Genomic DNA, 12,225 nt, shown 5'->3' on the forward strand with positions numbered 1-12,225 from the left:
GCACGCCATGTACTCACAAGTCGCCTCATACCCGAAAAACCGGACATGGGGCGCTATCTTGCTTCAGGTGATCCAGGCCTTCGGACTGACCAGCATTCCCCGCAAGGCGCACCCGCCCGCCGTCGACGACCTTTCCTTCGAAGCGCGCGCCGGCCGTGTCACCGCGCTCCTCGGCGGCTCCGGCGCGGGCAAGACGACGACGCTCAGACTCATGCTCGAGCTGCAACCGGGGCGCGGCATCACCTACTTCAGGGGGCGGCCCCTGCACCGGATCGCCCACCCGTCACGGGAAGTCGGCGTACTCCTCGGTGACGTACCGGGCCACCCGTCCCGCACCGTCCGCGGCCATCTGCGCATGCTCTGCGCGGCCTCCGGGGTGCCCGCACGGCGCGCCGACGAAGTCCTCGAAGTGGTCGGCCTCGTCAGCCTCCGCGAGGAGCGCCTCGGCACCCTGTCGCGGGGCATGGACCGCAGACTCGGCCTCGCCTGCGCCCTGCTCCCCGATCCGCACACGCTCGTCCTGGACGAACCCGCCGAGGGCCTCTCCGCCCGCGAGGCCCAGTGGATGCACGGCATGCTGCGGGCGCACGCCACCCAGGGCGGCACGGTGCTGTTCACCACGGCCGACACCAAAGAGGCCGCGCGCACCGCCGACCGGGTCGTCACGCTCGACGGCGGCAAACTCGTCGCCGACCAGGAGGCCAAGGAGTTCGCCCGCACCCGGCTGCGCCCTCGTGTGGCCGTCCGCAGCCCCCACGCCGCCCGTCTCGCGGCTCTGCTCGGCAAGGAGGCCCGCACCGCCCGCCGCTCCGTCGAAGTCGTACGCGAGGGCGGCAACCGCCTCTCGGTGTACGGCACCACGACCGCCGACGTCGGCGAGATCGCCTTCCGGCACGGCATCCTGGTGCACCAACTGGCCGACGAAGTGGGAGACTTGGGGCCCTCGGTCGACGGCGCTGGTGATGGCCCGGCGGGCTCCGCCAAGTCCCGGCAGGCGGTTTCCGGCTCGCCGTCGGGGGAGCGGGAGGCCCGGCCGGCGGAGCGGGACACCGGGGCCCCCGTCGTCGCCGAGGAGCGGGAGCACGACTCGGGCGGCCGTTCCCGGGCGGCGGCTCGCGCAAGTGCCGTGAACGACTTCGCGACGCCGGAGTCCGCCCCGTCGTCCACGCCGGAGTCCAGCCCGGCAGCCGCGTCCGGCAGCTCGCCCGACGACTCGGGCCGAGCCATGGACGAGACACAGGCGATGCAAGGACCCGCGGGACCGGGCCGTGCGCGCCCGGCCCTGCCGCGGGGGGACGCCGCGTCTGGTCTGCCGTCGCCGCAGCCGCGCACCGCTGCGGCGGCGACGGAAGCGGGGGTCACGGCACCCGACCCGGCAGCGACCGGGACGGGCGCGGACCGCGACTTCTCCGCGCCCGGGCCGGGCACGGCGCCGGGACCCTCATCGGCGTACCCCACGGTTTCCGGCCACGGGTCCGGCCCGCGCGGGCGCATCCCGGCCGACCCGTCGGCACCGGAGGCGGAGCGGGCGACGGCCGGACCTTCTTCGGCCGACGAGGAGCGGGGCGCGCCGTCCGAGCACCACGGCGAGGCGCACGACGGCACGGAACCTCACGGCACTGACCCTCATGACGCGAACGTCCACGGCGGCACGGAACCTCACCGCACTGACCCTCATGGCGCGAAGGCCCACGGCGGGGAACCTCTCGGCGCGGGACCCCGCGAGCCCGGACACCCTGGGCCGGTGCACGACGGAACCGCATCCGGTGCGGAGGCCGGACTGGACCGGCCGCCGGGACCGGGGTCCGGCGGTGGTGGCGACGAGACGCCCGAAGGCGCCGTCGGCGGCCGGTCCGCCGACGCGGCGACCGCTGCGGGCAACGGCGCCGGGGGAAATGCGGCGAGCTCCGGCCCGCAGACCGGCGGCGAGAACACCGCCACCACGACCATCGTCGGTACCCGCCCCCTGCTCCCCGGGGCCAGGAACCCCGCCACCCGGCAGTCGCAGGCCGCCCGCGCGGCCCGTCCCGAGGGCGTCCGCACGCCCGCCGCCCTCTCGCCCCTCCCGCCCCCGATCTCCGTCCGTCCCGCCACCACCCCGCTGCGCCCACTGCGTTACGAGATCCGGCGCGCCACCGGAATCGGCACCGGCTTCCTCACCTGCGGTGCCGCGCTCGCGGTGTCCGCGCTCACCGCCGTACTCCTGGCGCGGATCGGGCACACGCCACAGGCGCGGCTGTTCGCGGCATGGCCGCGGGAGATGCCGCTGCCGCCCGCGGCGCTCGCGGCGGGTCTGCTCGGCGCGCTGGCCTTCGGGGACGAGTTCCGCCACCCCGCCCTGGCGGCGGACCGCGGCACCGTCCCCCGCCGACTGGGGCTGCTCACCGCGAAACTGCTCGTCTCCGGAGCCACGGCAACGCTGCTGGCCTTCCTGACCCTGGGCTGCGACGCCGAGGTGCTCTACATCGTCTACGGACGGGAGCTGACGGAAGTTCCCGGGGACTGGCTCGCACTCACCGCGAGTTGGTTCGGACTGGTCCTCGGCTGTGCCTGGGCGGGGGTGCTGGCGGCCGGCGTGTTCCGGTCCACCACGGCCGGACTGGCCGCCGTCCTCGCCGTACCCGTGCTCGTCGTACCCCTCGTGCACAAGGCGCTCCAGGGTCCGGCCGTGCGGTTGGCGGCCGACTTCCCGGTGCGTCTGCGGGAGGTCCACCTGCTGCAATGGCCCTTCGGCGGTGAACGCTACCTGCTGGCGGCGGCGCGGGTCGTCGCCCAACCCGTCGGCGAGGCACTGGCGTTGTCACTGGCGGGACTGCTGTGCGCGTACGTGGTCACGGCGCTGCGCACCAGGTTCCGGTGACCACCGTGTTTACGGTTCCGGTCCCGCCGTGTCGGCAACTCCCCGCAAAGAGCCCGTTTCTTTCCGATAAGGCGTCAATTGCGACGGGGTGAGCGATCACCCTTTCGTGTGCTTTTCACCAAAGACCTCAAGGGAGTTGGAAGGCGCGCCGACAAAGGATCCGTGAGTACCCTTGCGCACACCATGATGACCGCCGCCCGCGCCGCAGACTCAGGTCTGGCCGGCCCGGGCGAACTCGACCGCTACCCCTACGCCGAGGCCCCCATGGCCGACCGCGTCGGCGCGCCCGTCTGGGACGGAGGGGACCCCGAGCTGGGCCGGGTCGGCCGCCGGGCCACGGGCAGCCGTGGCCGTGGCCTGCACGGCCAACTCGTTCAGCAGCTGGGACAGATGATCGTCTCCGGCGATCTGGGCGCGGACCGTCCGCTGGTGCCCGAGGAGATCGGCCAGCGTTTCGAGGTCTCCCGCACCGTCGTCCGCGAGTCCCTCCGCGTCCTCGAGGCCAAGGGCCTGGTCAGCGCCCGGCCGAACGTCGGCACGCGGGTGCGTCCCGTCAGTGACTGGAACCTCCTCGATCCGGACATCATCGAGTGGCGGGCCTTCGGGCCCCAGCGCGACGACCAGCGGCGCGAGCTCAGCGAGCTGCGCTGGACGATCGAGCCGCTCGCGGCCCGGCTCGCCGCGGGGCACGGGCGCGAGGACGTCCAGCAGCGCCTCTGCGACATGGTCGAGATCATGAGCCACGCCATGGCCCAGGGAGACGCCCTCACCTACTCCCGCGCCGACACGGAGTTCCACACCCTCCTCATCCAGATCGCGGGCAACCGGATGCTGGAGCACCTGTCCGGCATCGTCTCGGCGGCTCTCCAGGTCTCCGGCGGTCCGGTCACCGGCTGTGACCGGCCGAACGAGGCGGCCCTCGCGCAGCACGCCCGGATCGTCGACGCGCTCGGCACCGGCGACGGAACGGCGGCGGAGACGGCCATGCGCCAGCTGCTCACGGTCCACCCCGAGGTGGAGCGCGTGGTGCCCGCGCCGCGTGAGCACTGACCCCGCGAAGGGCGCGGTGCGGTCGCCGGTGTGCGGCGTCCTCGTGGTGCTCGGGGCGGCGCCGGACCCCCGGTCCGGCCGCCGCCGGCCCCCGCCGGACTGTGTGGAGTCCGGCGGGGCCCGGCGGTGGGACGGGAGCCGTGGTCGGTTCCGGCGGTGGGACGACAGCCGTGGTCGGTTCCGGCGGTGGGGCGGCAGCCGTGGTCGGTTCCGGCGGTGGGACGGGAGCCGTGGTCGGGCACGTGTGGCACGGAGTCGAGTGGTGCACCGGTCTGCCCACTTCTGATCGCTTTTGACCGCTTACGGGGTGTGACTCGGGCCACGCAGATTGGGCGTAACGCTCGTGGAGACAGCGCGATGACCTAAGAGGTGACAGCCGCGGAGGGAATACGGACGCCATACGAGGCGCTGTGCATCTTCCCGGCCCCCGCCCGCGCCGTCGGCCCATCCCCAGGCCGGTGGTCGGCTCCTGTCCGCAGTGGACGGTGCCGGAAGCCGTTTTCCAACGTTCCGAGAGGTTGTTCGTGTCGGCCAGCACATCCCGTACGCTCCCGCCGGAGATCGCCGAGTCCGTCTCTGTCATGGCGCTCATTGAGCGGGGAAAGGCTGAGGGGCAGATCGCCGGCGACGATGTGCGTCGGGCCTTCGAAGCTGACCAGATTCCGGCCACTCAGTGGAAGAACGTACTGCGCAGCCTCAACCAGATTCTTGAGGAAGAGGGTGTGACGCTGATGGTCAGTGCCGCAGAGCCCAAGCGCACCCGCAAGAGCGTCGCAGCGAAGAGCCCGGCCAAGCGCACCGCCACCAAGACGGTCCCGGCGAAGACGGTGACCACCAGGAAGGCCACCGCGCCGGCCGCCCCCGCGGCCCCCGCCGCGCCGGCCGCCGCCGATTCCGCCGAGGAAGCCGGACCCGCCAAGAAGGCCGCTGCCAAGAAGACGACCGCCAAGAAGGCCGTCGCCAAGAAGACCGTCGCGAAGAAGACGGCCGCGAAGAAGACGACCGCCAAGAAGGACGACGTCGAGCTTCTCGAGGACGAGGTTCTCGAGGACACCAAGGTCGCCGACGAGCCCGAGGGCGCCGAGAGCGCCGGCTTCGTCCTGTCCGACGAGGACGAGGACGACGCGCCCGCGCAGCAGGTCGCCGCGGCCGGCGCCACCGCCGACCCGGTCAAGGACTACCTGAAGCAGATCGGCAAGGTCCCCCTCCTCAACGCCGAGCAGGAGGTCGAGCTCGCCAAGCGCATCGAGGCGGGCCTGTTCGCCGAGGACAAGCTGGCGAACTCCGACAAGCTCGCCCCGAAGCTCAAGCGCGAGCTGGAGATCATCGCCGAGGACGGCCGCCGCGCCAAGAACCACCTCCTGGAGGCCAACCTCCGTCTGGTGGTCTCCCTGGCCAAGCGCTACACCGGCCGCGGCATGCTCTTCCTGGACCTCATCCAGGAGGGCAACCTCGGTCTGATCCGCGCGGTCGAGAAGTTCGACTACACCAAGGGCTACAAGTTCTCCACGTACGCCACCTGGTGGATCCGTCAGGCGATCACCCGCGCCATGGCCGACCAGGCCCGCACCATCCGTATCCCGGTGCACATGGTCGAGGTCATCAACAAGCTCGCGCGCGTGCAGCGCCAGATGCTCCAGGACCTGGGCCGCGAGCCCACCCCGGAGGAGCTGGCCAAGGAGCTCGACATGACCCCGGAGAAGGTCATCGAGGTCCAGAAGTACGGCCGTGAGCCCATCTCGCTGCACACCCCGCTGGGCGAGGACGGCGACAGCGAGTTCGGTGACCTCATCGAGGACTCCGAGGCCGTCGTCCCCGCCGACGCGGTCAGCTTCACGCTCCTCCAGGAGCAGCTGCACTCCGTCCTGGACACCCTGTCCGAGCGCGAGGCCGGCGTCGTCTCCATGCGCTTCGGTCTCACCGACGGTCAGCCCAAGACCCTCGACGAGATCGGCAAGGTCTACGGCGTGACGCGTGAGCGCATCCGCCAGATCGAGTCCAAGACCATGTCGAAGCTGCGCCACCCGTCCCGTTCCCAGGTGCTGCGCGACTACCTCGACTAGGTCGCGGTCGCACGTCGCACGAAGGCCCGGTTCCCCCGCGGGGGCCGGGCCTTCGTGCTGCGCACTTCGGCCGCGTGCCTGACTCTGGGTGTCCCAGGAGCGCTCGTGAGTGAGGAGCCCGTATGCGCCGTACCGTTGCCCGGGCACTGATCGGGCCGCTGGCCCTGGCGGCCGCCGGCACCGCGGTACCCCTGGTCGGCGCGGCCCCCGCCGTCGCCGGCAGCGTGGTCGTCGGGGGGTTCCCGATCGACGTCTCCGAGGCTCCCTGGACGGTGGCACTGGCCAGCCGTGACCGGTTCGGCGGTATGCGGGCGGGGCAATTCTGCGGCGCGGTGGCCATCGACCGCACCATGGTGCTCACCGCCGCCCACTGTCTGTCCGCGGACGTCCTCGGCGCACCGCCGGACCGTGTGCCCGACCTCAGGGTCATCGCGGGCCGCACGGACCTGCTGTCGGCGCAAGGCGAGGAGATCGCCGTACGGGGCATCGCGATCAATCCGGCGTACGACGTCGCGACGAGCTCCGGTGACTTCGCGGTCGCCACCCTCGCCAAGCCGCTGCCGCAGAACGCGGTCGTGGCCATGGCGCGGGCGGGCGACCCGGCCTACGCGCCGGGCACCGAGGCCCTGGTGTCCGGGTGGGGCGACACGACCGGCGGCGGAGCCTACGCGCGCCGGCTCCGCGCCGCACGCGTGCGCGTACTGCCCGACGACACCTGCGCCCGCGCCTATCCGGGCGGCCCCGACGGCACCTACCGGGCCGCCACGATGCTGTGCGCGGGCGAGCCCGCCGGGGGCCGTGACGGCTGCCAGGGGGACAGCGGAGGGCCGCTGGTGGCCGGGGGCCGGCTGATCGGCGTGGTGTCCTGGGGGAGCGGGTGCGGGCGACCGGGATACCCCGGCGTCTACACGCGCGTCTCCGAGATCGTGCGGGCGCTGGAGCCGGCCGCAGCGGCCCGGAAACAGCCCGTCACCCGCTCCTGAGCGGGCTGCGGGCATGAGCACGGGCGGCCTCTCCCGGTGAGGAGAGGCCGCCCGTTCACCGGCCTGTGCCGGGGCTGGCTCGTCGGGTGTGCGAGATTCAGCGCTCTTGCTCGGAAGCGGTGTTGGGAACGGACGTCAGCCGCTCCGTCTCGTCCTGTATCTCAGCGGCGATCTTCTTGAGTTCCGGCTCGAACTTGCGACCGTGATGGGCGCAGAAGAGCAGCTCTCCGCCGCTGAGCAGGACGACGCGCAGGTATGCCTGGGCGCCGCAGCGGTCGCAGCGATCGGCGGCCGTCAGCGGGCTCGCGGGGGTCAGAACAGTAGTCACGTCGCCTCTTCTCTAGCTCGACGAGCTGTCGTACCAGGGTCAACATCCAACCAGCCCGAAAACGTTCCCGCTCGTGGCTTTTCCTCGAAAAAATCTCTCCGGGGCGGCTGTCTGCTGCCGGTTGGCGGCGAATGTGCCGTATTGCGTCTCTTGTGTGCTTACGGGTTCGCGCTGTCTTGCTGTCTCGGTCCTCCCGGCGGGGTTGCCGGTTGTTCATGAGGACGTGCCCGGAGCCTAAATGGTTCATGCCTCCAAGGGAACGTGATGTGTACTTCACTCCATCGAGGTATCGAACGTGTATCCGAACCTGGACTAGTGTGAGTTCCCGACGAGGGTGGCGTTACACCGGCTCTACCAGGGCTCGGTACCCTCTGAGCGGCGACCGAAGCCGCCCCCTTACCCACCAGGGGGCAACCTGAAATTCAGCGAGGAGCGAACCGCGTGACCGCCGATACGTCCGTGCCGTCCACAGCGCTGCTGGCAGGAGCAGACCGGGACGGTTCCAACTACACCGCGCGGCACCTGCTCGTCCTCGAGGGCCTCGAGGCCGTACGCAAGCGACCGGGCATGTACATCGGCTCGACCGACAGCCGCGGTCTGATGCACTGCCTGTGGGAGATCATCGACAACTCCGTGGACGAGGCCCTCGGCGGCTACTGCGACCACATCGAGGTCGTCCTCCACGACGACGGCTCCGTGGAGGTCCGGGACAACGGCCGCGGCATCCCCGTCGACGTCGAGCCGAAGACGGGCCTGTCCGGCGTCGAGGTCGTCATGACCAAGCTCCACGCGGGCGGCAAGTTCGGCGGCGGCTCCTACGCCGCCTCCGGCGGTCTGCACGGCGTCGGTGCCTCCGTGGTGAACGCCCTCTCCGCCCGTCTCGACGTCGAAGTGGACCGTGGCGGTCACACGCACGCGATCAGCTTCCGGCGCGGCGTGCCGGGCGGCTTCGCGGGGGCCGGCGCCGAGGCGAAGTTCGAGGCCAGGAGCGGACTGCGCAAGGCCAAGAAGATCCCCAAGACGCGCACCGGCACGCGCGTGCGTTACTGGGCGGACCGGCAGATCTTCCTCAAGGACGCCAAGCTCTCCCTGGACAACCTGCACCAGCGCGCCCGGCAGACCGCCTTCCTGGTACCCGGCCTGACCATCGTCGTCCGCGACGAGTTCGGCCTCGGCGAGGGCGGCAGCAAGGGCGAGGAGTCCTTCCGCTTCGACGGCGGCATCAGCGAGTTCTGCGAGTACCTGGCCGGTGACAAGCCGGTGTGCGACGTGCTGCGCTTCTCGGGCCACGGCACCTTCAAGGAGACCGTTCCCGTCCTGGACGACCACGGGCAGATGACGCCCACCGAGGTCACCCGCGAACTGGGCGTCGACGTCGCGCTGCGCTGGGGCACCGGCTACGACAGCACGGTCCGGTCCTTCGTCAACATCATCGCCACGCCGAAGGGCGGCACCCATGTCGCCGGCTTCGAGCAGGCCCTCACGCAGACGCTGAACGATGTGCTGCGTGCCAAGAAGATGCTGCGGGTGGCCGAGGACAACATCGTCAAGGACGACGCCCTGGAGGGCCTCACCGCCGTCGTCACCGTGCGCCTGGCCGAGCCGCAGTTCGAGGGGCAGACCAAGGAGGTCCTCGGCACCTCGGCGGCCCGCCGCATCGTGAACAACGTGGTGACCAAGGAACTGAAGGCGTTCCTGACCGCCTCCAAGCGTGACGCCGCCGCGCAGGCCCGGGTCGTCATGGAGAAGGTGGTCGCGGCCGCCCGTACCCGTGTCGCGGCCCGCCAGCACAAGGACGCTCAGCGCCGGAAGACGGCTCTGGAGTCCTCGTCCCTGCCGGCGAAGCTCGCGGACTGCCGCAGCGACGACGTCGACCGCAGCGAGCTGTTCATCGTCGAGGGCGACTCCGCGCTCGGCACGGCCAAGCTGGCGCGGAACTCCGAGTTCCAGGCGCTGCTGCCGATCCGGGGCAAGATCCTCAACGTGCAGCGCTCGTCCGTGACCGACATGCTCAAGAACGCCGAGTGCGGCGCGATCATCCAGGTCATAGGGGCCGGCTCGGGCCGCACCTTCGACATCGACCAGGCCCGCTACGGCAAGATCATCATGATGACCGACGCCGATGTGGACGGCTCGCACATCCGCTGCCTGCTGCTCACCCTGTTCCAGCGGTACATGCGGCCGATGGTCGAGGCCGGCCGGGTCTTCGCCGCCGTGCCGCCGCTGCACCGCATCGAGCTGGTCCAGCCGAAGAAGGGGCAGGACAAGTACGTCTACACGTACTCGGACCGTGAGCTGCGCGACAAGCTCATGGAGTTCCAGAGCAAGGGCGTCCGGTACAAGGACTCCATCCAGCGCTACAAGGGCCTGGGCGAGATGGACGCCGACCAGCTGGCCGAGACCACGATGGACCCGCGCCACCGCACCCTGCGCCGCATCAACCTCTCCGACCTGGAGGCCGCCGAACAGGTCTTCGACCTGCTGATGGGCAACGACGTGGCGCCCCGCAAGGAGTTCATCTCCAGCTCGGCGGCGACGCTGGACCGGTCCCGCATCGACGCGTAGCCGCCGTCGCCCGGCCTCGGCCGACGGGGCCGGGCCGGGCGGGCTCCCCGCAGCAAGTGGCCGGTCCGGCCGCCCACCGGGGAAATCACCTGATGGGGTGAAGAGCCGGAGGAAGAAGAGTCAGGACTCTTCCCGTTCTGTCCATCCTTGGGCATGCAGTCAAGCAACGGTTGCCCCCGCGAAGCCGGGGACGGCCCCGAGAGATCCGCCGGGAGCCGGGCGGACCACGGCGGGCCGTCCGGCGACATGACCTACGAGGACCCCTGGTACGACGCCCTGGCCTCCGGCTGGGGAGAGCGGGACGGGGCCGGCGTCCCCGCTCCGTCCGTACCGCACGCGCGCGGGGAGCGCGGTACCACGCCGGCCCGCGCCCGCGAGGTGTACGTCGAGGTGCAGCGCAGCGAGGCGTTCCAGGAGGTGCGGGGCAGGTACCGGCGGTTCGTGGTGCCGGGGGCCGCCGCCTTCCTCGTCTGGTACGTCGGGTACGTGGTCGCCGCCACGACCGCACCCGGACTGATGGCCCGGCCCGTGCTGGGCGCGGTGAACGTCGGGATGCTCGCGGGGCTCGGACAGTTCCTCAGCACGTTCCTGCTCACGTGGGCGTACGCCCGGCACGCGCGGCTGCGCCGGGACCGGGCGGCGCTGGAACTGCGCTGGGACACGCAGGAGCTGGCCCGAGGCGTGCGGGGAGGTGCCCTGTGACCGGTGACCATCAGACGCTGGCGTTGCTGCTGTTCAGCGGATTCGTGGCGGTCACGCTGGGGATCACGACCTGGGTGAGCCGCAGGCGGCAGGGTTCGGCGGACGAGTTCTACGCCGGCGGACGGTTGTTCTCCCCCCTGGAGAATGGTTTTGCCATCGCGGGTGACTACATGTCGGCTGCCTCCTTCCTCGGCATCACCGGGATCATCGCGCTGTACGGCTACGACGGGCTGCTGTACAGCGTGGGCTTCCTCGTCGCGTGGCTGGTCGTGCTGTTCCTGGTCGCCGAACTGGTCCGCAACTGCGGGCGGTTCACCCTGGCCGACGTGGTGGCCGCGCGGATGAGCGAGCGGCCGGTGCGGATCGCCGCGGGAACCTCTTCGGTCACGGTGTCCGTTCTCTATCTGGTGGCGCAGATGGTCGGCGCGGGCAGTCTGGTGGCGCTGCTGCTGGGGCGTACCAGCGGTGCGGCCCAGGCCTGGGCGGTGATCGGCGTCGGGGCGCTCATGGTGATCTACGTGTCGTTGGGCGGGATGCGGGCCACCACGTGGATCCAGATCGTGAAGGCGGTCCTCCTGCTCAGCGGCACGGTCGTGCTCACCGTGCTGGTCCTGCTCCGCTTCCACGGCGACGTCGACCGGCTGCTGCTCACGGCCGCGGAGAGGAGCGGTCACGGCAGGGCGTTCCTGGCGCCGGGCCTGAAGTACGGCGGGGACTGGACGGCCCGGCTCGACTTCATCAGCCTCGGGCTCGCGCTGGTGCTGGGCACGGCGGGCCTGCCGCACATCCTGTCCCGCTTCTACACCGTGCCGACCGCGCGGGCCGCCCGCCGTTCCGTCGTGTGGTCCATCGGCCTGATCGGCAGTTTCTACCTGATGACGATCGTCCTCGGGTTCGGCGCGGCGGCGGTGGTGGGGCCGGCGGCCGTACGCGGGTCGAACGCGGCCGGGAACACGGCGGTGCCCCTCCTCGCCCTGGACCTCGGCGGCGGGGCGGGCTCCACCGGCGGAACGGTGCTGTTCGCGGTGGTCGCCGCCGTGGCCTTCGCCACGATCCTGGCGGTGGTCGCGGGCATCACGCTCGCCTCCTCCGCTTCGGTGGCCCACGACCTGTACGCGTCGCTGCGACGGCCGCGCGGCGGGGACCCGCGCAGCGAGGTGGCGGTGGCGCGGTGGGCCGCGGTCGGCGTGGGCGTCGTGGCGATCGCGCTCGGTCTGCTGGCCCGCGATCTCAACGTCGCCTTCCTCGTCGGCCTCGCCTTCGCGGTCGCGGCGTCGGCGAACCTTCCGGTCCTGCTCTACTCGCTGTTCTGGCGCGGCTTCACCACGCGGGGCGCGGTCTGGGCGGTGTACGGCGGGCTGCTTCCGGCGATCGGGCTCGTGCTGCTGTCCCCGGTGGTGTCCGGCAGCCCGGGCTCGCTCTTCCCGGCCGTCGACTTCCAGTACTTCCCGCTGGAGAACCCGGGCATCGTCTCCATCCCGCTCGGCTTCCTCGCCGGCTGGCTGGGCACGGTCACCTCGGACGAGGTCGGGGACGAGGCCGGGTACGCGGAGACGGAGGTGCGCTCGCTGACCGGGGCCGGGGCCGTCTAGTGCGCCGACCGGGCACAGCCGGCGCCGGCGCCGTGACCGCACGGCTGCAGTGGAAGCAGCGGACCCGCCTGCACCAACGGGG

8 protein-coding genes are annotated in these 12,225 nt (G+C 71.6%); 7 read left to right on the forward strand and 1 reads right to left on the reverse strand.

Annotated elements, in window-relative coordinates; translation table 11 throughout:
• Window positions 1–67: 67 nt before the first annotated feature.
• From ABZ576_RS07065 to ABZ576_RS07080, 4 genes are all read left to right on the forward strand, one after another.
• Window positions 68–2,860, forward strand: coding sequence for an ATP-binding cassette domain-containing protein (locus ABZ576_RS07065; protein ID WP_360736855.1), 2,793 nt, complete (start codon window positions 68–70; stop codon window positions 2,858–2,860).
• A gap of 162 nt (window positions 2,861–3,022) precedes the next feature.
• Window positions 3,023–3,910 carry a FadR/GntR family transcriptional regulator gene (locus tag ABZ576_RS07070; protein WP_360736858.1) on the forward strand — a complete coding sequence of 296 codons (888 nt, stop codon included), beginning with the start codon at window positions 3,023–3,025 and terminating at the stop codon, window positions 3,908–3,910.
• 524 nt (window positions 3,911–4,434) lie between these two features.
• The gene (locus ABZ576_RS07075) at window positions 4,435–5,973 is read left to right on the forward strand and encodes an RNA polymerase sigma factor (RefSeq protein ID WP_360736862.1); all 1,539 of its coding nucleotides are present in this window, start codon (window positions 4,435–4,437) and stop codon (window positions 5,971–5,973) included.
• A 122-nt stretch (window positions 5,974–6,095) separates the two neighbouring features.
• Window positions 6,096–6,956: a serine protease gene (locus ABZ576_RS07080; RefSeq protein ID WP_360736864.1), complete on the forward strand. Its 861-nt coding sequence runs from the start codon at window positions 6,096–6,098 to the stop codon at window positions 6,954–6,956.
• Window positions 6,957–7,053: 97 nt separating this feature from the next.
• Here ABZ576_RS07080 and ABZ576_RS07085 read toward each other — a convergent pair whose 3' ends face one another.
• Window positions 7,054–7,284 carry a hypothetical protein gene (locus tag ABZ576_RS07085; protein WP_360736867.1) on the reverse strand — a complete coding sequence of 77 codons (231 nt, stop codon included), beginning with the start codon at window positions 7,282–7,284 and terminating at the stop codon, window positions 7,054–7,056.
• A 441-nt stretch (window positions 7,285–7,725) separates the two neighbouring features.
• Between ABZ576_RS07085 and ABZ576_RS07090 the strand changes: the two genes are divergently transcribed.
• The 3 genes from ABZ576_RS07090 (at window position 7,726) to ABZ576_RS07100 (ending at window position 12,143) form a co-directional block, all read left to right on the forward strand.
• A complete protein-coding gene (locus ABZ576_RS07090; RefSeq protein ID WP_360736870.1) occupies window positions 7,726–9,849 on the forward strand; it encodes a DNA topoisomerase IV subunit B in 2,124 nt (707 codons plus the stop codon).
• Between the two features lie 246 nt (window positions 9,850–10,095).
• Complete coding sequence (locus ABZ576_RS07095) at window positions 10,096–10,551, forward strand: DUF485 domain-containing protein (protein ID WP_360736873.1); 456 nt, start codon at window positions 10,096–10,098, stop codon at window positions 10,549–10,551.
• Complete coding sequence (locus tag ABZ576_RS07100; RefSeq protein WP_360736875.1) at window positions 10,548–12,143, forward strand: cation acetate symporter; 1,596 nt, start codon at window positions 10,548–10,550, stop codon at window positions 12,141–12,143. Before ABZ576_RS07095 ends, ABZ576_RS07100 begins: the two co-directional genes overlap by 4 nt.
• The last annotated feature ends 82 nt before the right edge of the window (window positions 12,144–12,225 follow it).

The organism is Streptomyces sp. NPDC013455, assembly GCF_040632975.1.
Classification (GTDB): domain Bacteria; phylum Actinomycetota; class Actinomycetes; order Streptomycetales; family Streptomycetaceae; genus Streptomyces.